The sequence below is a fragment of the Pirellulimonas nuda genome, from assembly GCF_007750855.1.
GTDB lineage: Bacteria > Planctomycetota > Planctomycetia > Pirellulales > Lacipirellulaceae > Pirellulimonas > Pirellulimonas nuda.
Genome location: NZ_CP036291.1, coordinates 1,200,104 through 1,221,101 on the forward strand (window position 1 = coordinate 1,200,104; position 20,998 = coordinate 1,221,101).

The following is a 20,998-nucleotide window of genomic DNA, read 5'->3' on the forward strand; positions in this document are numbered from 1 at the left end:
AAGGCCCTCGGTTGGTTCGGCTCAGTCTCGCCAACGGTTGGCGGCAAGGGCGTTGGCCAGCAGCAGCACCGCCAGCGGCGAGTAGGGCAGCAGCTTGACCGCGGGGGCGTACACGCCGTTGAGGAAGGCCGCGGGCAGCACCTGGGGCGCGCGGTCGGGGCCCAGCAGCTCAACGCTCATCACGCTCACCGACAGCACGGCCACCAGGGCCGTCACCCCGATCATAATCCGCAGCGGCTTGGGGTGTTCGAACTTGAACGCCATCGTGGCCGGCACCCAGGTCAGCAGCAGCGCAATGGCGATCGAGGCGTAGACGTGCGAGTTGGTTACCGCCGCGGCGACCCCGATCCCGATCCCCACCGCCAGCCAACCGACCACCACCACCGCTTCGAGTTTCTCTTTCGGGCGCAGCGCCAGCCGTCCGAACGGGTGGAGCAAGAGCGCGGCGTTCGACAGCGGCCGGGCGATCCAGGTGGTTAGGCAGAACAGCCCGTACAGCACCAGCACCCCGTACAGCACCGGCGCCGCCTTGGGCCAGCGGTCGGCGGCGCCGCCGACCATGCGGGCGCCGATCCAAAGCCCGAACAGCACGCCCATCTGCACCTGCGGCGTCTGCCGGCTCATCCAGAACAAGTAGCTGAGCCACCAGCGGTACGGGGGCGCCTTGGCCTTGACCGTCTCGAGCACCCCCTGCCGGGCCGACTCGAGCGAGGGCTCCAGCCGGATCGCCTCGCGGAAGTGCCGCTCGGCGTCCTTCAGCTCGCCCCGTTCTAGGTGCGACCAGCCGAGGTTGGCGTGCGACCAGGCGTTCTCCGGGTCGCGCCGCAGCGCCTCGGTCAGCGTCTGGCGGCCCGCGGTTGTGTCTCCCACGCCGCGTTGGGCGACCGACAGCAGGTTTAGCGCCAGCGCGTTGTCTGGCTCGAGCTGCAGGGCGAACTTCAAATCGACCATCGCTTCACGCCACGCGCTGCGGGCCACGCTCACCTGGGCGCGGAGCGCAAAGTAGTCGGCGTCGTGCGGGTTGAGCTCGATCGCCTCGGTCGCTAGGCATTGGGCGACCGGCAGGTCGTTGCGCATCAGGGCAACCTGGGCCGCCAGGTAACGGATCGGCGCCGAGTCGGGGGCTAGCCCCACGGCGCGTTGGCTCAGCTCGGTGGCGTCGTCGTAGGCCTTTTGTTGCGCCCGGCAGATGGCCAGCAACGCGTGCGCCTCGGCGCTGTCGGGCTGCTGGGCGAGCGCTTGGCCGAGCTCGCGCTGGGCCTCCGCCACCATGCGGCGGCCCAACAACATCTGGGCGCGGGTCAGGTGCGGGTTGTCGGCGTGCGGCATGGGGTCGGGTAAGAAACGAATGGGACGCGGATCGGCGCCGATGAAAAAAATGGTGGCGCCTCAAGACGCTGCTTTGGCAATCCGCGCGTGTCCGCGTCATCCGCGACAATCCGCGTCCCATTCTTTAAGCCTGAACCCTTAAGCGCGCAAGAGTTTGGCCAGCTCTTCTTGGATCGAGCTCTCGACCTTCCCCTTGAAGGGGGCGGCCATCATCGGCAGGTCGCCGGCGACAGACACGCCGCTGTCGGTCGATTCGACCACGCCGCCGATCTTGAAGCCGAACGTGGTGAAGCCGAAGTTCAGCTTGTCGCCGTCCCAAGACTGGCTGATGTCTTTCACCTGCCCGGCGTAGCGATTGCCGATCAGGTCGCTGAACCGCTTCAGGCGTTCGAGGGCTTCTTCCTTGGACAGCGTGTGCGGGACAGTCACGTTAAACTTGGGCATCGGCGGCGGCCTGTAAGCTGAGCGACAAAGTGGAACCACGGATAGCACGGATCACACGGATGAATGCACTCCGAGAGACCCCCCTTCGTCTTGATCTCGGCGGTTCGACATCAAAATAAACTTTCGGGGGGGTCATCCGTGTGATCCGTGCTATCCGTGGTCAAGCGTCATTCCAGCAACTTCTCGTAATCTAGCCGATCCTCTTCGTGCCACAAAGGCAGCCCGCGTTCGGCCCGCGCCGCCATGACGGCGATCTTCTCGTTGCTTCCCGGCAGCGCGACGGTTGAGTCGTACAGACGCGACGGTAGCTCCGCCGGTTCAAAGTCCCACTGACCCTCTCGCACCGCATCGACAACACTTCTTCGCATGGCGTCCCCTCCCAATAATTCGACCAGTGGTTCTGCGTCGTTGGATCCGCCTCTCTCCATCGGCAACCTCCGGGTCGCCCGCGAGCGCGTCCTTGGAAGAGTGGAACGACTCGGCCAACCCCCGATCGCTCCCCGTCTGCCCCTCGCCAAGCAACGCGCAGTATGCCCCTTCGCGCGCCGGTGTCAAGCAAATCAGCCGGCGTCCGCGGCCTCTGCGCCGCCCGGGTGGTTGACAGCGGCGCGCACAGTTGATCCCAAAATCGTGCGCCGCGCGGCCGCTACGCGCGGCCGCGAAACCACCCCGCCGCGTCCCCCGTCGCACGCCAGCGATCGCACGCCGACCACCGCGGGGCCGAGCGCCGCCGCGACGCGCAGCGCGTGCTCGTCGAGCCGCCCGGCGAGCACCACGCGCAGCGTCGTGCTGCGCAGCGCAGCGTCGGCGTCGCGCTGGGGCCAGTGGTCGAAGAGGCTTCCGCGCGACTTGTCGAACGTGTCGATCACGACCCACCCGAGGCCCGCGCCCAGCGCAGCATTCATCACCGACTCAACACTGGGGCACCCGGCCGCCGCGTGGTCGGCGTAGGCGACCGGGACCACGCGGACCCGCGCAGGGAGCAGGCGTTGGGCCGCGCCCAGCGCGTCGGTCCAATCGTCCAGCGCCGCCGCGCCCGCCAGCCCCAGCTTGAGCACGCCGACCCCCGGCACGCCCGCCAGCCCCGCCAACCACCGGGGCGCCAACCGCGTCAGCTCTCCGCCGGCGACCGAGAGCGGGCGGCGCCCGTGCAGGGCGCGTGCGACCGCGCGGACGGCGCCGATCGCGGGGGCGCCCATCGGTCCGCGGGCGGGCTCCTTGACGTCGATCCAGTCGGCGCCGCCGTCGAGCGCCGCGCGTGCTTCCGACGCACAGCGGACGCTCACCAACAGTTGCGGCCCGGGGGCAGTGGGGGGCATGGGGTCTCTTGGAAGGGGCCCGCCGGCCGCGGCGGGGGCGCTCCCCGGGTTCGGGATGCGCCGGTTGTGCGGCCGGGTGGGGTGGGGGTGTGGCGGAAAAGCCACGGCGTTTGGCCGCAGCGTCGCCGGGCGTTGCTAGCGGCCTAGGCTTTTTCGCCACACGCTAGCTACGCGCCGCCGTACCGGGCGCAGCCGATAGACGAGATTTTACACGACCGCTAGTCTTACCGCCTACGCTCCTCGCGAGTGGCGGAACGATTGAGATCATGAAGGAAAACGGAATGTCGATGGATCCCGAGCACGCTGGCGACCACCACCACACCCCGGGGGGCGCGCGCACGGCTGTGGTTGTTCCCATCGTCGTGACGATGGCCCTGTACGTCGGCGCCCTGGCGATGGGGTTCCCGCAACTGGGCACCCAGATGGTGGTCGATGGCGAGGCCGCCCACGCCGCGGCCCACGACGAGCACGCCGCGCTCGATGGGCAAGCAGAGCACTCTGCCAGCGAGCTCGAGACAGGTGAACCTGCAGGAGTTGAGCAGGAAGCAGCCGAGCACGCAGAGGGCGAGGGCGAGACGCAAGCCGCCGAGCAGCCCCACGAAACAGAACACCTGACGCCGCCGCCGATCTGGACGGTCGTGCCGTTCGTGCTGCTGCTGGGCGCCATCGCTATCTTCCCGCTGGTGCCCGCCATCGAGCATTGGTGGGAGTCGAACGTCAGCCGGCTGATCGTCGCCGGGGGCTTGGGGCTGTTGGTGCTGGCCTACTACGGGCTGGTCCACAACGCGCCGATCGAGGGGCACTGGCCTGCGCACAAGATCGTGGCCCCCAACTCAGGCGGCTTTAACCTCGCGGAGGTCAGCACGGTCCTCGAGAACGCGCTGCTGCAGGAATACATCCCGTTTATCGTGCTGCTGTTCAGCCTGTACACCATCAGCGGCGGCATCCGCATCCAGGGCGACCTTCAGGCCAACCCGATGACCAACGCCATCTTTATGCTGGCCGGCGGCGTCCTGGCGAGCTTCATCGGCACCACCGGCGCGGCGATGCTGCTGATCAGGCCGCTGCTAGAGACCAACCAGGAACGCAAACACGTGGCCCACACGGTGGTGTTCTTTATCTTTATCGTCTGCAACTGCGGCGGCTGCCTGCTGCCCATCGGCGACCCGCCGCTGTTCCTCGGCTACCTGCAGGGGGTCCCCTTCTTCTGGACCCTCGGGCTGTGGCAGGAGTGGGCCGAGTGCGTCGGCATGCTGCTGGTCGCGTACCTGCTGATCGACGAGTACTTCTACTCCCACGAGACCGAAGCGGACATCACCCGCGACATCCGCCACATCCGCCACCTCAAATACAGCGGCATGGCGCTCAACGTGCCGTTGCTGCTGGGGGTCGTGCTGGCCGTGGCGTTGCTCGACCCCTCCAAAACGGTCCCCGGCACCCAGTGGCACCCGTGGATGTACCTCCGCGAGATCGCCCAGCTCGCCCTGGTGGCGGTTTCGCTGTGGTTCGGGAGCCGCGAGGTGCGGATCGCCAACAACTTCAACTTCCACGCGATCGTTGAGGTGGCCGCGTTGTTCGTCGGCATCTTCATCTGCATGCAGCCCGCGCTGCAGATCCTCAAGATCGAGGGCGCCTCGCTCGGCATCGAGTCGCCGATGCAGTTCTTCTGGATCACCGGGGGCCTTTCCAGCGTGCTGGACAACGCGCCCACCTACCTGGTGTTTTTCGAGACCGCCCGGGCGCTCCCCAGCGTCGACGGGATCCACCAGATCGCCGGGGTCGACGAGCACCGCCTGGTGGCCATCAGCCTCGGCGCCGTGTTCATGGGCGCCATGACCTACATCGGCAACGGGCCGAACTTCATGGTCAAGGCCATCGCCGAGAAGTCGGGCGTGAAGATGCCCAGCTTCTTCGGCTACATGCTGTGGAGCGTCGCCATCCTGCTGCCGATCTTCGGCTTCCTGGCGTGGCGGCACCTGTTGTAGGAGGGGGCTCTCGCGGCGACAAAAGAGCCTCTCGCAAAGGCGCGGAGACGCAGAGGACGAACGCGGTGTTCGAAGACACAAGCCTCAAAGATCAATCTTCGTGATCAACAGCGATTGACCATCGAGGCTTGATCGACTCTCTGCTGATATCTCTGCGTCTCCGCGCCTCTGCGAGAGACCGCCCCCTCCGCGTCCCTTGGAACCCGTCTGGGAGTTTCCACCCCGGTTCGCTAAACTCTCCCAATGCCCCAAACGAACGACTCCACGCACGACACCATCAACTCCCCGGCGCAGCTCGCCGAGCTGTGCGAGCGGCTCTCTTCCGCCAAACGGATCGGGTTTGACACGGAGTTCGTCTCCGAAGACACGTTCCGCCCGGAGCTGTGCCTGGTGCAGGTAGCGGCCGACGGCCTGCTGGCGGTAATTGATCCCTACGAGGTGGGCGACCTCACCCCCTTCTGGCGCCTGCTGGCGGACGGCGACCACGTGACGCTGGCCCACGCCGCGCGGGAGGAAATCAACTTCTCGCTGGAGGCCATCGGCGCCCCCCCGGCCAACCTGTTCGACACGCAGCTCGCCGCAGCGTTCTGCGCAGCAGAGTACCCGGCCGCCTACAGCTCGGTGGTCACCCGCTTCCTCGGCATCCGGCCGGAGAAGGGAGAGCAGCGGACCGACTGGCGCCGCCGGCCGCTCACCACTGATCAAATCAACTACGCCCTGGAGGACGTCCGCTACCTCGACGCCCTGCACGACGCCATCGGCGGAGAGGTTGAGAAGCTGGGCCGCACCCAGTGGCTGGCGGACGAGACCGCCGGCTTTGTCCAAGAAGTCACCGAGGCCCGCGGCCGCGAGCGTTGGCGCCGGGTGTCGGGCATCGGAAACCTCGGCCCGCGCAACCTGGCGGTGGTCCGCGAGCTGTGGCGTTGGCGCCAAGCCGAAGCAGAGCGACGCAACCTTCCACCCAAACGGGTGCTGCGGGACGACCTGATCGCCGAGATCGCCAAACGCAAGCTGTCCAGCGCCGACAAGATCAAAGCCATCCGCGGCATGCAGCACGGCCAGCTCAAGAAGGCCACCGACGAGATCGCGGCCTGCGTGCAGTGCGGGCTCGAGGCCTCCCTGGACGGCATCCGGGGCGGCAGCCGCAAGCCGCCACCCCCGCAGTTGAACCTGCTGGGGCAGTTCCTGGCGCCGGCCGTGAACAGCATCTGCCGCGAGCAAAACATCGCCGCCAGCCTGGTGGGCTCCGCGACCGACCTACGCGAGTTGATCGCAGAACGCCTGGGCTTCGCCTCGCCCGAAGACGACCCCCCCGCGCTCGCGTGCGGCTGGCGGGCCGAGCTGATCGGCAACCTGATCGACGACCTGCTCGCGGGCAAGACCAGCATCCGCATCAGCAACCCGCGTAGCGAGCACCCGCTTTCGATCGACGGTCTGTAAGCAACCTGGCCGACGACCCATCCTGGGCGCCAAGCCGCCAATCCCCTCTCGAGCCAGCCGACGGGCTCCGTCCCGCCGGAGCGGCTCGATCGAGATAGCGCTCTTGCCCCTGCCGACGGGGCGGAGCCCGTCGGCTAGCGCTGACCGATTACACAGCGTGCCGGGCGCTGCCTAGTGCGTACCACGCCTGCGGCGGAGGAAGTAGACCCCGGAAACGGCCCCGAGTCCCAGCAGCACGGCGCTGGCCGGCTCTGGCACGACTTCGGTGACGCTGATGTTGTCGAACACGGTGTAGACCCCTGCGCCGGCCGCGGAGTTAAAGGCGTCGGTCAGCCCGAGCATGATCGAGCCGCCGGCAAATGCACCGCCCGAATTATCAAAGGTGTTGATGGTGGCGCCGTTAATGCCGAACGAGACCAGGCCGTTGATGCTGGTAATCGAAAACGTCACCCAGCGATTTTGAAAGCCGAACTGCTCAAACGGATTATTAGGGTTGCCGGCGCCCGTCGTCACACCGGGGATCGTGCCAAAGGGGATGGAGTCCAGGGAGCCAAGGTTGCTTTGCGACCCAGTATCGGCGTTGCCGGCGTCTTCGTAGCGGACGATGTCGGTTGCAGAGCCGCCGTCGCCCGTGATCTGCCATGCAAGCCCGTTGCCGTTGGAGACGGAGAACCGGAACGGGACCTCATCGTCGGGCGCTGCCGTGGCGGGAGACTTGATCGGGCCGGTGAAGGCGCCGAGCGTGACGTACTCAGTCGCGGAGTCCTCGGAACCCGGCAGAACCCGAAAGTAGACGTCGGCGGAAAGAACGAAGTTGGCGGCGGGCAGGGTTAGCCCGCTGGCGATGATGCCGATCGCCTCGCCCTCGTCTCCGGCGCTGTTATCGGTCGGGTTTGCGAAGAACTGCACGCCGATGGAGCTTCCTCCTCCGGGTGCGGCCGGGATCCCAGCCGCGCCGTAGTCGAACGCGTAGTCGACCGATCCGTCCTGCACGCCGGTTTCCTCATCCACAATGGGCGCCGACCAACGCGTCGAGGCGACTCCGTCGTCAAAGGTTTCAAGGAAAGGGAGTTGTGCTTGAACCGGCGCGGCTGCCAGCCCCAACAACGCGAACGACTTCCACATTCTCATCAGGTCTTCTCCAGTCGAGGAACAACAGGGGTGTTTTCGAGTCGCCTGTTCGAATTGAGTAACCCGCACAAGGGAGTTACCGCTTAAAGAAAAATCGCCGGGTCGCCGGAGCGATCGCTAGGCTTAGAATCAACCAAGCCGAGGGTTCTGGCACGGAAGAACCCGCGATAGCAGCAGAAGCAGGCATGCCGAAGTTCGCCCTCCAAACGTCGTAGTCGCCGGCGGTGAAGGTGTCTCCGAGCCCGTCCCTCCAGGTGGTGTAGTCCGCGGCGTCCACGAACCCGTCGAGGTTAAAATCGCCGGGTTGTGTAGTCGAGGACTGCGTCACCAGCACGTTGTCGAACAAAGCGAACGACAGGTTCAGGTTCGAGCCGGCCCCCGCGAAGAAGTCGACCAGGAACAGAGCGATGCGACCCTCCATGTTCACCGGCACGTCGCCGGCCAGGGGGTCCACCGTGTTGACGCAAATGTCTTCAGACCCGGCCGAGTCGTCGCAGTCGTCGCCGTCGCCGTCGTCGTCCAGTACGTCGGGAACGCTGTTGTCGACGGTCCCGATCACCAACACCTGAGACGTGGCGGGGTTGATGACCGAGAATTTGGCAGTTCCCAGTGCAGTGCCCGGCCCTATACCGACGGCTGTGGGATCGACCTCGGCCACAATCGTAAGCCACTGAAATCCCGCGGCGCCGGCCGGTTGCGCAACGCCGGCGTTCTGTAGCCCGCCGGTGGCGGCGTCGATGTCGAAAGTCGGCAAAAACGCCGGCAGATTGATGAGGTCACCGTTGGCCGGGTTGGTGTTCAGGTCGTCCGCATCAATACCCGGCTGGTTACCAAAACCAAAGTCTCTGACGGAATATTGGCCGCTAAACGTGTCCATCTCAAAACGGTCTTTCAGCAGGATGTAGTCGCAGTTACCACAGTCGCCGTCGGTGTCTGCAATGAAGCCTGCGCCGCGTTGAGCGGGGAAGTTGGCGTTCACGTTCCCGGGCAGCGAGTCGCCGACATACATACCCCCGTGGATCGTAGTGCCGACCGCGGCGGGATCCGGGGGCCAATTCAGCCACATATCGACCTGTACGGAGTACTTGCCGGAGAAGCTTGCGTCGGTGAGCGACAGCGCCGCTTGATCGCGCGGCAGGCCCGTAGTGTTGGTGCGGAGACGGACGCCGCGCGTCGCTGCATCGGCTACGCCAGAATTTGGCGCCTCAGGGATGCCTAGCGCCGAGTAATCAAACCCAAACACCGCATCGCTGCCGGCCAGGCCGAAGCTGCCCGTGAGTGACTCAAGGACCCAACCCGAGGTGTTGTCGTCCAGGTCGTCCTGGAACAAGACCTGAGCAGAAGAGGTCCGGGAGATCGCAAAAAGAGCTACGCCGATCAATAGCGCACGAAGCGCGCTAGGGCGCAGGAAAAACCGGGGGATGGACATCAGCCTGAATCCTTCGAGGGCGATACGCGAAGGCAGAGGCAGGCAGCTCATCTGCTGCACCGCCGCCACACTCCGCTTAAACAAACGCACGTTCGCCTGAACTCTGTCCAACCGCAGGTCACCTTAGAGTAAAAAAACTTAACGTCAACGAACTTCTGACTCGCGTGCGCCGGAGTGAGAAACCGCTGCGCGAATGTGTGAATCGCTGCAGCTCTGCATCGGTATACTCGTTTGCGGTTGGATCTTCGCGCGATTCGCAATGAGCGGCCGTGCGGGAAGAGGCAGGCGTTTTACACCCTGAGAGGCGCTCGCTGATTTCGCGTGCGCATCGCTTCCCCCTCTGGAGACCGCTATGCGCTCGGTTAGTTTCAGGAACCCGCATCGGTTGTCCGCATTCACGCTCGTTGAGCTGCTTGTGGTGATCGCCATTATCGGGATCTTGGTCGCTCTGCTGCTGCCCGCCGTTCAAGCCGCCCGCGAAGCTGCCCGGCGCGTGAGCTGCCAAAGCAACGTCAAGCAGATCGCACTGGCGAGCCTAAATTACGAATCCGCGCGGGGAGGGCTACCGTCGTTTTCCAAGTTTGGCGAACTCCCCTTCGGCGACGACTTGTTCGTCGGCCCCACCGACAGCGGCTCCTCACAAGGGGGGCTCATGTACAGTTGGGTGGTTTCGATCTTGCCTCAAATCGAAGAGCAGGCGCTTTACGATCAATTCGATCTTGATCTGCCGGTCGACAATCAGGTGCGGGGCGGCGTCCAGATTGATCCTCAGGCCACGCCGATCGCCTCGATGCTTTGCGCCTCCGATCAGGCCTCCCAGCGATTCTACCAAGACGCAAGCAAGAACTTTGGAAGGAGGTTCGCGCGATCGAACTACGCCGCCTACGTGAGCCCGATCCACCTGGAGTGTCTCCGACACTACCCAGGCGCTATTGCGGAGATCGAACAGCCGCTCCGTAAGCTCGTCGACGGAACAAGCCACACGATCGCCTTCGCAGAAGTGCGCACGCGAGAAGACCCGACCGACGAGCGCGGCGTGTGGGCGCTCAACTTGGCCGGCGCGTCGCTGCTGGCCTTCGACATGCACAACAGCGCGAAGATCACCGGCGGCAGCGTCGCCACGGCTTGCAGCGGAGACGTACGCAAGCGGGGGACCAAGCCCTATTCACCCGCCCAGCAGAGCGCCGGCGGGGACGACTCTACTAAGACGCCCAACCTGGTCGCGAACACCAACAGCGGCCTGATCCCGGAAGAGCTGCGCACCTGCCCGGCCGACGCAAGGTTTGAGGGCATGGGATGCCGCGCCAGCGGATCCAGCGGTTACGCGGCGCCACGCAGCCTGCACCCGGGGGGGGTCAACTCCGCGTTTGTGGACGGCAGTGTGCAGTTCCTGCCGGACGACGTCGATCCGTGGCTGATGGCTCGCTATATCAGCATCAACGACGGCGAGACCGACATCGAAGGCCAGACGAACTAGCCGGCCGACGTCGCTGGCGGTGTTGAGTCGGTTGTAGAGCGCCCCTTTAGGTCCGTTGTAGAGAGAGTTTGATGAAGCAAGTCTTGCCTATGGCGCTGATCGCTCTCGGAGTGGTTTTGGTTGGCGCGTCGTTCTTGCTTCCGATGATGTCCTCGCCGCGCGCTGCGCTCGATCCGGCCGAGTACGACGAGCTCGAGATGCTGGAGGACAAAGTGGTCGCTCTCTACCAGCAGATTGAACGCGTCAAATCCCGCACCGGCCAAACCGCCAAGGCCGAGGAGGCGTCCGCCGGGTATAACCTAGCGGTCGAGCAGCGTGACGCCCTGCGGGCCAAGCTGGAGTCCGGTATCGAAGGCCCCAAGACTACCGCGTCGATCCTGTTTTACTCTGGCCTTGGTAGTCTCGCCGCGGGCGCGATCGCGGCCGTCGTCATGAAACGCGAGGTGTGATCCGCTCTTAGGTCACACAGGCGAAAGCTGGCTCCGGTTGCCGCAAGCCGCCTAGTCAAACCACTCATCCGTTTCGTCAAAGGCCGGCACCGGCACGTTTAGCACCCGCAGTGGCCCGGCCGACGGCACCGCCCGGTGGCGGCACCCTGGTTTGATCAGCACGGAAGTGCCCGCCACGATTGGAAATGATTGGCCGTCGAGCTCGATCGTCCCTTCCCCCTCCAGCACGTAGTACAGCTCGGTCAGACGCTTGTGGTAGTGGGTGCGAGAGTTTGCCGTCACCTCAACCACGTGCATCGACGCGACGCCGTCTGGGTCTTCCACGAACGCGCGACGCGTCTGACCGCAGGGGCAGGGGACGGGCGGAGCGTCGTTCAGTTGAGTGATGGCGTAGCGGGGCATGGCAATGGGCCTAAGGGGGACGCTCGACACAACCCCGGGGTCTGGCTAGCTTACGCCGACGCGCTGGGGTAGTCGACATAGCCTTCGACGCCGTGCGAATACCAAACCGACATCGGCGCCGGTTCGGCCAGCTCGATCCCGTCGCGGAAGCGCGTCACCAGGTCGGGGTTGCTGATAAACGGCCTGCCGAAGGCGATCAGGTCGGCGTCCCCCGCGGCGATCGCGGCCTCGGCGGTTTCCTGGTTGTAGCCGACGTTGCCGATCAGCGGGCGATCGAACACGCCGCGGAACTCGCGTAGCGTTATCGGCTCGCCTAGCTCGTGGAAGCCGAAGCCCAGGCCGTCCATCACGTGCAGGTAAGCCAGCGGGAATCGGTTGAGCCCGCCGGCGGCGGCTAAGAACTGCTCGCGGAAGTCGGGCGAGCCCATATTGTTGTACACGCCGTTGGGCGACAGCCGCACGCCAACCCGCCCCGCTGGGAAGACGCTGCACACCGCCTCGGCCAATTCGAACAAGAACCGACACCGGTTCTCGATGCTGCCGCCGTAGGCGTCCGTGCGGTGGTTGGTTTTCGACTGCAAGAACGAGTCGATCAGGTAGCCGTTGGCGCCGTGGATCTCAACGCCGTCAAATCCCGCCTGCTGGGCCCGCTCGGCCGCTGCGCGGTACTCCTCGACGACACTGGCGATCTCAGCGGTTTCGAGCGCGCGAGGCGTCTCGTGTGGCTGCTTTCCTTGCGGGGTGTGGATGTACTCTTCCTCGATGGGGATGGCCGACGGCGCCACAGCGCGACCCTCCTCGAAGAAGGCGCTGTGCGAAGCCCGGCCGCAGTGCCATAGCTGGAGAAAGAAGGGCGCCCCAGCGTCGTGCACCGCTCGGACGATCGGCGCCCAACCGGCGGTCATCGCGTCGGTGTAGATGCCTGGCGACTGCACCCAGCCGCGGGCGCGGGGGCTGATCGATACCCCCTCGCTGATGATGAGCCCTGCGCCGGCCCGTTGGGTGTAGTATTCCCGCATCAGCTCGTTGGGAAGACGCGATTCGCCGGCCCGCGCACGCGTCATCGGCGCCATCACCACGCGGTTGCGCAGCGCGAGGCCCGAGAGGTCGAACTTAGAAAGTAAGTGGGGCGATTGCATGGCGGCGGTCGGTGGGTGAGCTGGGTCAAACGCACGGCCAGATGGTAGTGCGGAATCCCAAATTCGGCCACCATCGCTCGTCAGGCTTTGCTTTACGGGGGCCCGTTACCCGGCCGCACCGTCACCCGCTGCCTGGAGCCCAGCCTACCCTAACGCGGCTGCGAGAAGCGGTCGGCGGCCGCGCTGGAGCCGCTGGCTACCGCGTCGCTGCGGTAGAACCGCGTGGTCTCTTCGGCCGCCAGCTTGAACTCCTGGTCGCTGCACTGCGCCTCGGCCCGGAACACGTGCGTCCCCGGCTCGAGCGGCTTGGCCCGCACGGTGAGCACCAGCTCGCCGCCGGCCGGCAGGCTGGCGATCGGGTCGAAGGCCACCCGGCCGTCGGAGATGGCGTAGCGGCCCCCCTCGGCGGAGGTCGGTTCGATGCCGCGCGAGAAGAGCCCCGCGACCCGCACCGACTCGGCCGCGATCTGGCCGCGGTTCTTCACCTTGATCTGGTAGACCACCTCTTCGCCCAGCGGCAGCGGCCCCTTGGGGTCGAGCACTTCGAGGCGGATGTCGGCGATAGCCACCACGCTCATGCTGGCGGTCTTCCGCGCGGTGGCCAGACCGTCGCTGGTTTCTGCGGCGATCTCCATCGCGTTGGCGCCCGGCGTGTTGGCGCTGCCGGTCACCTGCAGGTAGAAGTCGTCGCCCGGCAGCAGCGTGCCGACGTTCCACGCCAGGCGCCGGCTGGCGGCGTCGAAGCTGCGGCCGTCGCCCGCGGCGGTCGGCTCGAAGCCGGGCGGCAGCTCAACGGTGAACGTGGTCCCTTCCGCGGCGGCCGTGCCGGAGTTGTGCACGCGGAAGTAGTAGGCGCCCGACGCGCCGGCGTAGCTCTGCTGCGGGCCGCGCCAATCGACCTCGAGTTCCGGCTTCACGCAGCGGAGCGGTTTGGTGCAGTTGGCGGTGAGGCCCCCGGTGGCGTCCGCGCTCGCCTTGACGTAGAGCTGGCCCGCCTCGCGGGCGGTCAGCTCGACCTCAACGGACCGCGACGTTCCGGCCGGCAGGTCGCCGAACACGTGGCTGCTAACCGCGCCGTCTCCCTGGCCCGGGGGCAGCAGGTGGACGCGGACGTTCTCGGCGACGCCGGTGCCCGGGTTGGAGAGCGTGAGGCGGTAGCGTTGCGAGCGTCCGAACAGCACCTCCTCGGGCCCGGTGACGCTCATCGCCAGCTTGGGTTCTTCGACCACCACGGTCGCCGCGGAGCCGACCGGAGCATGACTCCAGCGGACCCCCAGCTCGATCGGCTTGCCGGCCCGGGCGATGAGCGTCAGGTCGAGGTTGGCCTCGGCGCCCGCTTGCAGCGTCGGCATCCGCCACGAGAGCGTCCCGGCCGGGGTCGACGTGCTCGGGTCCATGGCGCCCTGCGACGGCGCAATCGACGCCACTTCGGCCCAGCTCGGGATGCTGATGGCGGCCACCAGGTCATCGGCAGCGACCTCGCCGCGGTTCTCGATGGTGACGCGGAACCGCGCCTCGCGACCCACCACGATACGCTGCGGGCCGGCGACACGGGACTGGATCTGCGGCATCCGTTGGCTGATCAACAGCGGCCGGCCGTCGGCGGCGGTGCGTTGCTGCGAGAGCTCACCGGGCGCCGGGCGCTGGGCGGGCTGCGGCGTCATCGCCGGCGTGGGGGAGCCGATCGTGATCGGCGACATCGTTTGCGCAGTGTTGTCGGCGGCCGCAGCGCCGTAGCGGTCGTCGCCCTGGGGCGCGCCGCTCGTCGGGCGGGTTTGAAGGACGTCCAGCGTGGGCCCGTCGCCCGCGCCGCTGTCGGCGTCCGCTCCGAACTTCTTGCTCGCGGCCCAGTCAGACTCTGTTTCTACGACTGCCGCCGGCGCAGCAGGGGCGACTTCTTGGTTCTGGCCGGCGCCGGTGGGCCCCAACCTAAAGGCGGGCTTGGCGGCGATCGGCGCCGCGACGACCGGCTGTTCCGCGACCGGCTCGGCGGCCTTCGGCTCGGTGGTTTTTGGTTGGGTGGTCTTCGGCGCGGCGGCCGCAACCGGCTGCGCGGCGGGCTCGGCCATTTGCGCGGCTACTTCCGCGGCGATCGAACGCGACAACGCCGCCCGCTCGCTCGTGGGGGCTGGGCTTTCGACGAGCTGCTTACGCATCGTCTCGACGTCGGCCGGCTGACGCGGGGCCGACGCCGGCACGCCGCCGGTGAGCCAGTCGGACTCGGACGAGAGGACACTGCCCGCCCGCGGAGCCGCACGGCGTCGGAGCGCCGTCGGCGATTGCGGGTCTTGCGACGGGTCGGCATCGCTCTGCATGCCTGCCGCGACGCTTTGGCTAGTCGAGGCGGCCTGGCTGGGCTGCATGGCGGGAGACTGCTGACGCATCTCGCGGTAGAGCCGCGACTGGGCCGACCCGCTCGTGGCGGGCTTGCCAGCCGAGGGCTGTGGCGGGGTAGCGGTGCGCCGCGCCGCCGCGGGATTCGGCGGGGTCGTGCTCCCCCCGACGCCGGCCGGAAAGTCGCTCGGCAACAGGTTGCGCTCGTTGATGCGCGGCAGCTTGGTCGTCGACGTGCCGGCCGCGGGGCGGCTCCCCACGGCGTTGGACGTCGAGAAGCCGGGGGACGACGGCATGGGCATCACCGGCATCTCGGCGATCGTGTCGCCGCCGATCGGGGCGGGCGCCTCGTCGGTTTCACTCCCCCAGCCCTGGCGCAGGGCCGCGATCCGGTCTCGCAGAGACCAGCCGTGGCCGCTGGACGTGTCGTCCGACTGCGCTAGCGAGATCGACGGGAGTAAGACCAGGGCCGCCGCCCCAACGATGAGATTCAGCCGCGTCATATTGCTGTGCGTCCTTGCCGGTTCTCGCGGCCCGATCGGGTCGGGTCGGGGAGGAGGTTTATCGAGCAAACGCCCCCGGCTCGGGCCGGGGAAAGTCCGCTATCGATGTTCCATCGGCCAGAGCGCCCGAAGCGGTTGAATCAAAAGATCCAACTTTGCCGGTTTTGTCGAATGGGATACCTGGGGGCTTTGCGTTCACGCGCGGTGCGTGTGAGCCGGGGTGTCCCCGCCCCCGGCGCGTCGGGTTGGAGAGCGCCTCGCGCCGCGCCGGGACCGAGGACGGTCCGGCTCGCAGAGGGGCTGCCGCTGCTAGCAGGCGGCCGGCTCTTCGTTCTGCACGATCTCGAAGCCCAGGTCTTCAAGCATCGCGTAGTCGGCCTCGGGCGTCTGGCCGAGCGTGGTCAGGTAGTCGCCCACGAAGATCGAGTTGGCCGCGTACAGCCCCAGCGGTTGCAGGCTGCGGAGGTGCAGCTCGCGGCCCCCGGCGATGCGGATCTCGCGGTCCGGGTTCACCAGCCGGAACATCGCTAGCACCTTCAGGCAGTAGCGTGGGTCGAGCTCTCCCTTGCCCGCGAGCGGCGTCCCCTCGATCGGGTTGAGGAAGTTGACCGGGATCGAGTGGACCCCCAGCTCCCGCAGCTCGATCGCCATGCTGACCACGTCGTCGCGAGTTTCGCCCATACCGACGATCCCGCCCGAGCACATCTCCATGCCGGCGTCGCGCACGGAACGCAGGGTATCTACGCGGTCTTGGAACGTGTGCGTGGTGCAGACCTGTTGGTAGAACTCGCCGCTGGTGTTGAGGTTGTGGTTCACGCGGTCGACGCCGCACGCCTTGAGCCGGCGGGCCTGGTCGTCGGTCAGCAGCCCCAGGCAGGCGCAGATGTGCAGGCCGTACTTCTGCTTGATCTCCGGGACCAGCGTCTCGACCGCCGCCATCTCGCGTTCGTTGGGGCCGCGGGCAGAGATAACGATGCAGTAGGTGCGCGCCTGGCGCTCGGCCGCTACGCGGGCGCCGTCCATCAACTTGTCGCGGCTAAGGATGTTGTACTTGGGGATCTCGGCGTCAGAGACCTTCGACTGCGAGCAGTAGCCGCAGTCCTCGGGGCAGAGCCCGCTCTTGGCGTTCATCAGCAGGTAGAGCTGGACGGTATTGCCAAAGTGATGGCTGCGGACCCGCCAAGCGGCCGCCAGCAGCGCCAGCAACTGGTCGTCCGGGCACTCGAGCACGGAGCGGGCCTGATCGGCGCTGAGCGGATCGCCGGCGAGCACCTGGTCGGCGAGGTCGTTCCAGCGGCTGGACGTGGTTGTGGGGGCGAGCATGGATTGGCGTGTGTTAGGGCTTGGGGGCCCGTAAGTATTGAATGTGGGCTGGGTGGTCGGAAGGGGGGCGATGCAATAGGTTGGAAGTTGAGGGATCTGCGACGGGGCGTAGCCCGTCGGCTAGCGGGTGTTTTTTGGTGGAGCCTTGATTGAACTATCTGGTCCGCTACGGGGTGCTGGGAGACGTGGGGCGGTTTCGGTCGCCCGAGCGGAGGGTGTTTGCCCGCGCCGACCGTGTGGTGCTGCGGACCGCCCGGGGGCTCGAAACGGGGCTCGTGCTGGCCGAAGAGGGAGAATCGGGCCCCGGGACCGACGGCACCGTGCTACGCCGGATGGGGGTCGAGGACGACCTGCTGGCCTCGCGGATCGAGCGCCGCCGCGAACGGGCCTACCAGGCCTGCGCCGACCTGCTGGCCCAGCACGGCTCCAGCGCGGTGCTGATGGAGGTGGAGCACCTGTTCGACGGCCAGACGCTGCTTTTCTACTTCTTGGGCGAAGTATCGCACGAGGTCGAACGCCTGACGGCCCAACTGGCCGAGGCCTACGAAGCCAAGGCCCAGTTCCGCAAGTTCACCGAGACCCTCACCCAAGGCTGCGGCCCCGGCTGCGGCACCGCCGAAGCGATGGGGCAGGGGGGGTGCGCGTCGTGCAGCGGCTGCGCGGTGAGCGGCGCGTGCGGCACGAAAAACAAAGAGCCGCGGATGGCCGCAGATTGACGCGGATCAATGGTAGTCGCAGTCTTTCGATACGGTGCGAGAGCCTGCCTCCCGGAGGAGACGAAAGCTGTAGGTTGTGTCGGTCTGCCTAAGTATCTGTTTGGGTGTCGTACCAGCCGCCTCCGCGATGTCGGTGACCGATGCGTTCGGGTGCTTCAGAAGGTATCGCATCGCATCGACTTGCTTTCTTGGAGTGCCATTGTGGCCTCCAAAGGATCGGGAATACTCGTCTTGTAGCAGGCCTAGAGTCGTACGGGCGCCACCTTCAATTCGGGCAATTTTGGCTCCGTCTGCGGATGTCTCCCTGGCGAGAAAAACTTCGAGGCATTCGAGCACTTCCCGCCATTCGCAGCGGAAAAGGTTCCGACTTGTGAGTCGGCCTAGGTAGAAGGGAACCGCAACTCCCTCTCCTCCCAAATTGTAGGAAGCGTCGTACTCAATCTCTCTAAAGAGCGGGTGCGCTGGTCCGGCGTCAAATACGTTCGCCAGTTTTCGGCTCCAATCGCTCGGCATCACCTGTCCCTCTGCGTCTCCGCGCCTCTGCGAGAGGCAATCACTCCCCCGCCGCCCCAAGCGACGCCAGCAGTTCGCTCATCTCCCCCGCGGCGTGCATGTCTTTCTGCTGGCGGGCGGCGTCGATGCCGTCGCGGAGCATCGCGCGGGCTTCGGTGATGCGTCCCAGCCGCGCTAGCTGTTGGCCCGACATGAAGAACGCCGGCACGTAGGGGGGCTCTTCTTTGGTCAGCTCTTCCAGGCGACTGAGGCTGGCGTCGGGCTGGCCTTCTTTGTCGAACTCCATCGCCAGGCTGTAGCGCAGGAACACGTCGCCGGGCTCGTCGGCCAGCATGGCTTCTATTTTTTCTCTTCGTGTCGGCATGGTTGGGTCTTGGTCTGGGCGTCTGGTTTAGGTGTCGGGTTTAAGCGTGTCTGGGGCGGCGTGACAAACTGTGCGGGTCGACCCGGTATGGCCAAATGTTCGTGTTCCAGTGGCCGATCTTCCCTTTGCGTCACCTCCTGGCAAGGGCAATCAGCATGGCCGCCATCGGCAAGCTTGGGTACTACCGACTCGCTTTCTTCTCGAAACCGAGAGAAGATCGCGCGCTCTACCGGCTCGTCAAGAAGACGTCCGCCCGCGGCATCGTCGAGATCGGGATGGGGACGCTCGGCCGGGCGGTGAACCTGGTGCGGGTGGCGCAGCGTTACTCGCCCGGGGAGAAGATCGCCTACACCGGCCTCGACGCGTTCGACGAACGCTCTAGCGGCCAGCCGCAGATCCGCTTGATCGACGCCCACCGGGCGCTCAAGGCGACCGGCGCAAGCGTGCGGCTGATGCCGGGCGGCCCCGCGGGGGTGCCGGCCGTGGCCAACGCGTTGATGGGGACCGACCTGCTGGTCATCGGCCCCGACGCCACCGATGCCGAGCTGGCGCCGGTGTGGTTCTACGTGCCGCGGATGCGGCACGAGGGGACCGTGGTGCTGCGGGCCAGCCGCGACCCCGAGCAGCCCGCGGTGGTCCACTGGCGGAAGATCCGGGCAGAAGAGCTCGAGTCGCTGGCCGGGACGACGCGCCGGGCCGCGTAAAACCCCTTGCCACAGCGCCAAATCGCGCGAGCCGGGCCGTCCTCGGCCCCGGCCCCGCTCGGTGGCGGACCCTTTTTTGACGCGCCGGGGCCGAGGACGGCCCGGCTCGCGCCCGGGCGAATCGCCTGCTTTTTAAAGCGGCGAACCGAAACCGGGCCCCGCTTGTCTGTGCCGCTGGTGATTCTCCGCTTGATCGGGCGCGAACCAGGTACGATGCTGGTGCGTACCTACCCGAATGCGGTAACCCCAATCCCGGTTGGCAAGGTCATGGCCGGCACTTCGCTGGAAAACGCCGAAACGATGGTGGCGCCCACGCCGCTGACCCCGGTCAACGGGACGGCGTCGGGCAGCAGCCGCACCAGCGGCAGCTCGCTGCGCGCCGCGGCCCGGGGGATGATCGCCCTGGTGGAGGGGAGCACGCCGCACATGAGCGGCGAGACCCGCAGTCTGCTGCGGCATCGGCTGCGACTGGTGGCCGCCATCTTCTTCGGGGCGTTTGCTGCTTGGCTGGTGCGGGGTTTGCTGATCAAGGGCCCCGAGGAAAGCTTTTGGCTGCTGGGCTGGCACGCCTCGGTGACGCTGGTCATGGGGTTGATGGTGGTCGTGCTGACGCAGCTCAAGTCCCCGAGCTTGCCGAAACTGAGGCTGTTCGAGCTGATCGTGTTCGGAGACCCCGCGGTCTATTTCGTCATCCTCAGCCAGCACAGCCTGCACAGCGCCGCCAACCTCAGCGATGGCGCCCACCTGCCGATCGTCGTCGTGCCGTGGATGATTCTGATCTTCACGTACGCGTTGTTCATCCCAAACACCTGGCGACGAGCCCTCCCCATCGTGGCCTTGATGGGCGTTGCGCCGCTGGCGGTGGTGCTGTTTCAGCGGCAGATGTGCCCCGCCTTCCAGAGCTGCGTGGCCGGCGGAGAGTACCGAGACTTCTTTACCGGCCAGGCCATGGAGATGCTGCTGGCGGTGGTGATCGCGGTCGCCGGCGTCCACACCATCAACACCCTGCGGCGCGAGGCGTTTGCGGCCAAGCAGCTCGGGCAGTACCGGCTGAAGAAGCGGCTCGGCGCCGGCGGCATGGGAGAGGTCTACCTGGCCGAACACCAAACCATGAAGCGGCCCTGCGCGATCAAGATCATCCGCCCCGAGAAGGCGGGCGACCCGATGATCCTCGCCCGCTTCGAGCGCGAGGTCCGTTCGACCGCCAAGCTGTCGCACTGGAACTCGATCGACATCTTCGACTACGGCAGCGCCGCCGACGGCACCTTCTACTACGTGATGGAGTACCTCCCCGGCCACAACGTGGGGGAGCTGGTGAACGACTACGGTCCCCTGCCGCCGGCCCGCGTGGCGTACCTGATGGACCAGGTCTGCAAGGCGTTGATCGAAGCCCACGGCATCGGGCTGGTGCACCGAGACATCAAGCCGGCGAACATCTTCTGCGCCTACCGCGGGGGCGAGTTCGACGTCGCCAAGCTGCTCGACTTCGGCCTCGCCAAGCCGATGACCGAGGCGGCCGACGTGGCGCTGACCCAAGAGGGATCCATCACCGGCTCGCCGCTGTTTATGTCGCCCGAGCAGGCGACCGGCGAGCGCGAGGCCGACGCCCGCAGCGACATCTACTCGCTGGGATGCGTGATGTACTACCTGCTGACGGGGCAGCCGCCGTTCGCCTACAAGCAATCGGTGAAGGTGATCATCGCCCACGCGACTGAGGAGCCGCTGCCGCCGCGCGAGCTTCTGCCGGAGCTCCCCGAAGCGTTCGAGGACCTGGTGCTCCGCTGCTTGGAGAAGGACCCCGAAGACCGCTACCAGGACGCCCGCAGCCTGAGCCGCGCCCTGCAACACCTGCCGCTGGCCGACGTGTGGACCAGCGAGATGGCGGCCGATTGGTGGACCTGCCACGGCTGCCCGGAGCGCAAGGCGCTGGCGGCCGCGGCGATCGAGGCGGCGGCGGTATAGCGGACGGGTTGTGGGTATACTCGCGGGGGTGCGGC

General features: G+C 66.7%; 18 protein-coding genes. 7 read left to right on the forward strand and 11 right to left on the reverse strand.

Going from position 1 to position 20,998, the window contains the following annotated elements; all coding sequences use genetic code 11:
* Positions 1-21: 21 nt before the first annotated feature.
* From Pla175_RS05100 to Pla175_RS05115, 4 genes are all read right to left on the reverse strand, one after another.
* The gene (locus Pla175_RS05100) at positions 22-1,329 is read right to left on the reverse strand and encodes a tetratricopeptide repeat protein (RefSeq protein WP_145281746.1); all 1,308 of its coding nucleotides are present in this window, start codon (positions 1,327-1,329) and stop codon (positions 22-24) included.
* Positions 1,330-1,467: 138 nt separating this feature from the next.
* Positions 1,468-1,773 carry a polyhydroxyalkanoic acid system family protein gene (locus tag Pla175_RS05105; RefSeq protein ID WP_145281748.1) on the reverse strand — a complete coding sequence of 102 codons (306 nt, stop codon included), beginning with the start codon at positions 1,771-1,773 and terminating at the stop codon, positions 1,468-1,470.
* A 167-nt stretch (positions 1,774-1,940) separates the two neighbouring features.
* Positions 1,941-2,141: a hypothetical protein gene (locus Pla175_RS05110; RefSeq protein ID WP_145281750.1), complete on the reverse strand. Its 201-nt coding sequence runs from the start codon at positions 2,139-2,141 to the stop codon at positions 1,941-1,943.
* A 192-nt stretch (positions 2,142-2,333) separates the two neighbouring features.
* A complete protein-coding gene (locus Pla175_RS05115; RefSeq protein ID WP_145281752.1) occupies positions 2,334-3,092 on the reverse strand; it encodes a (5-formylfuran-3-yl)methyl phosphate synthase in 759 nt (252 codons plus the stop codon).
* A gap of 281 nt (positions 3,093-3,373) precedes the next feature.
* On the opposite strand from Pla175_RS05115, the gene Pla175_RS05120 reads away from it, so the two are divergent.
* Both Pla175_RS05120 and Pla175_RS05125 read left to right on the forward strand, forming a co-directional pair.
* Positions 3,374-5,077, forward strand: coding sequence for a sodium:proton antiporter (locus tag Pla175_RS05120; protein WP_197527275.1), 1,704 nt, complete (start codon positions 3,374-3,376; stop codon positions 5,075-5,077).
* 243 nt (positions 5,078-5,320) lie between these two features.
* Positions 5,321-6,517: a ribonuclease D gene (locus tag Pla175_RS05125; RefSeq protein ID WP_145281754.1), complete on the forward strand. Its 1,197-nt coding sequence runs from the start codon at positions 5,321-5,323 to the stop codon at positions 6,515-6,517.
* Positions 6,518-6,688: 171 nt separating this feature from the next.
* Here the strand turns inward: Pla175_RS05125 and Pla175_RS05130 are convergent, their stop codons facing one another.
* Entirely contained in the window at positions 6,689-7,648 is a 960-nt protein-coding gene (locus Pla175_RS05130) for a PEP-CTERM sorting domain-containing protein (RefSeq protein WP_145281756.1), read from the reverse strand.
* A 76-nt stretch (positions 7,649-7,724) separates the two neighbouring features.
* Positions 7,725-8,978, reverse strand: coding sequence for a hypothetical protein (locus tag Pla175_RS05135; protein ID WP_145281758.1), 1,254 nt, complete (start codon positions 8,976-8,978; stop codon positions 7,725-7,727).
* A 451-nt stretch (positions 8,979-9,429) separates the two neighbouring features.
* Here Pla175_RS05135 and Pla175_RS05140 point away from each other — a divergent pair, with 451 nt between their 5' ends.
* Positions 9,430-10,554 carry a DUF1559 domain-containing protein gene (locus Pla175_RS05140; RefSeq protein WP_145291985.1) on the forward strand — a complete coding sequence of 375 codons (1,125 nt, stop codon included), beginning with the start codon at positions 9,430-9,432 and terminating at the stop codon, positions 10,552-10,554.
* An 89-nt stretch (positions 10,555-10,643) separates the two neighbouring features.
* The gene (locus Pla175_RS05145) at positions 10,644-11,003 is read left to right on the forward strand and encodes a hypothetical protein (RefSeq protein ID WP_145281760.1); all 360 of its coding nucleotides are present in this window, start codon (positions 10,644-10,646) and stop codon (positions 11,001-11,003) included.
* 51 nt (positions 11,004-11,054) lie between these two features.
* On the opposite strand, the gene Pla175_RS05150 is transcribed toward Pla175_RS05145, so the two are convergent.
* The 4 genes from Pla175_RS05150 to bioB all read right to left on the reverse strand — a co-directional run bounded on the left by Pla175_RS05150 (position 11,055) and on the right by bioB (position 16,704).
* Positions 11,055-11,405 carry a cupin domain-containing protein gene (locus tag Pla175_RS05150; protein ID WP_145281762.1) on the reverse strand — a complete coding sequence of 117 codons (351 nt, stop codon included), beginning with the start codon at positions 11,403-11,405 and terminating at the stop codon, positions 11,055-11,057.
* A gap of 50 nt (positions 11,406-11,455) precedes the next feature.
* Positions 11,456-12,544 carry an alkene reductase gene (locus tag Pla175_RS05155; protein WP_145281764.1) on the reverse strand — a complete coding sequence of 363 codons (1,089 nt, stop codon included), beginning with the start codon at positions 12,542-12,544 and terminating at the stop codon, positions 11,456-11,458.
* A 149-nt stretch (positions 12,545-12,693) separates the two neighbouring features.
* Positions 12,694-15,381 (reverse strand): DUF11 domain-containing protein, encoded by a 2,688-nt coding sequence (locus Pla175_RS05160; protein ID WP_145281766.1) that lies wholly within the window; start codon positions 15,379-15,381, stop codon positions 12,694-12,696.
* A 309-nt stretch (positions 15,382-15,690) separates the two neighbouring features.
* Positions 15,691-16,704 carry a biotin synthase BioB gene (gene bioB, locus Pla175_RS05165; protein ID WP_145281768.1) on the reverse strand — a complete coding sequence of 338 codons (1,014 nt, stop codon included), beginning with the start codon at positions 16,702-16,704 and terminating at the stop codon, positions 15,691-15,693.
* 149 nt (positions 16,705-16,853) lie between these two features.
* Between bioB and Pla175_RS05170 the strand changes: the two genes are divergently transcribed.
* On the forward strand, positions 16,854-17,420 hold the full coding sequence (locus Pla175_RS05170; protein ID WP_145281770.1) for a PSP1 C-terminal domain-containing protein: 567 nt from the start codon (positions 16,854-16,856) through the stop codon (positions 17,418-17,420).
* A 553-nt stretch (positions 17,421-17,973) separates the two neighbouring features.
* Here Pla175_RS05170 and Pla175_RS05175 read toward each other — a convergent pair.
* Positions 17,974-18,297 carry a tetratricopeptide repeat protein gene (locus Pla175_RS05175; protein ID WP_145281772.1) on the reverse strand — a complete coding sequence of 108 codons (324 nt, stop codon included), beginning with the start codon at positions 18,295-18,297 and terminating at the stop codon, positions 17,974-17,976.
* A 155-nt stretch (positions 18,298-18,452) separates the two neighbouring features.
* Here Pla175_RS05175 and Pla175_RS05180 point away from each other — a divergent pair, with 155 nt between their 5' ends.
* Entirely contained in the window at positions 18,453-19,001 is a 549-nt protein-coding gene (locus tag Pla175_RS05180) for a hypothetical protein (RefSeq protein WP_145281774.1), read from the forward strand.
* A 267-nt stretch (positions 19,002-19,268) separates the two neighbouring features.
* Positions 19,269-20,963, forward strand: coding sequence for a serine/threonine protein kinase (locus Pla175_RS05185; RefSeq protein WP_197527276.1), 1,695 nt, complete (start codon positions 19,269-19,271; stop codon positions 20,961-20,963).
* The last annotated feature ends 35 nt before the right edge of the window (positions 20,964-20,998 follow it).

Bases quoted from the DNA above. Each gene is read 5' to 3' on its own strand.
- Pla175_RS05100 (WP_145281746.1), bottom strand. From the start codon at position 1,329: ATGCCGCACGCCGACAACCCGCACCTGACCCGCGCCCAGATGTTGTTG.
- Pla175_RS05105 (WP_145281748.1), bottom strand. From the start codon at position 1,773: ATGCCCAAGTTTAACGTGACTGTCCCGCACACGCTGTCCAAGGAAGAA.
- Pla175_RS05110 (WP_145281750.1), bottom strand. From the start codon at position 2,141: ATGCGAAGAAGTGTTGTCGATGCGGTGCGAGAGGGTCAGTGGGACTTT.
- Pla175_RS05115 (WP_145281752.1), bottom strand. From the start codon at position 3,092: ATGCCCCCCACTGCCCCCGGGCCGCAACTGTTGGTGAGCGTCCGCTGT.
- Pla175_RS05120 (WP_197527275.1), top strand. From the start codon at position 3,374: ATGTCGATGGATCCCGAGCACGCTGGCGACCACCACCACACCCCGGGG.
- Pla175_RS05125 (WP_145281754.1), top strand. From the start codon at position 5,321: ATGCCCCAAACGAACGACTCCACGCACGACACCATCAACTCCCCGGCG.
- Pla175_RS05130 (WP_145281756.1), bottom strand. From the start codon at position 7,648: ATGAGAATGTGGAAGTCGTTCGCGTTGTTGGGGCTGGCAGCCGCGCCG.
- Pla175_RS05140 (WP_145291985.1), top strand. From the start codon at position 9,430: ATGCGCTCGGTTAGTTTCAGGAACCCGCATCGGTTGTCCGCATTCACG.
- Pla175_RS05145 (WP_145281760.1), top strand. From the start codon at position 10,644: ATGGCGCTGATCGCTCTCGGAGTGGTTTTGGTTGGCGCGTCGTTCTTG.
- Pla175_RS05150 (WP_145281762.1), bottom strand. From the start codon at position 11,405: ATGCCCCGCTACGCCATCACTCAACTGAACGACGCTCCGCCCGTCCCC.
- Pla175_RS05155 (WP_145281764.1), bottom strand. From the start codon at position 12,544: ATGCAATCGCCCCACTTACTTTCTAAGTTCGACCTCTCGGGCCTCGCG.
- Pla175_RS05160 (WP_145281766.1), bottom strand. From the start codon at position 15,381: ATGACGCGGCTGAATCTCATCGTTGGGGCGGCGGCCCTGGTCTTACTC.
- bioB (WP_145281768.1), bottom strand. From the start codon at position 16,704: ATGCTCGCCCCCACAACCACGTCCAGCCGCTGGAACGACCTCGCCGAC.
- Pla175_RS05175 (WP_145281772.1), bottom strand. From the start codon at position 18,297: ATGCCGACACGAAGAGAAAAAATAGAAGCCATGCTGGCCGACGAGCCC.
- Pla175_RS05180 (WP_145281774.1), top strand. From the start codon at position 18,453: ATGGCCGCCATCGGCAAGCTTGGGTACTACCGACTCGCTTTCTTCTCG.
- Pla175_RS05185 (WP_197527276.1), top strand. From the start codon at position 19,269: ATGGCCGGCACTTCGCTGGAAAACGCCGAAACGATGGTGGCGCCCACG.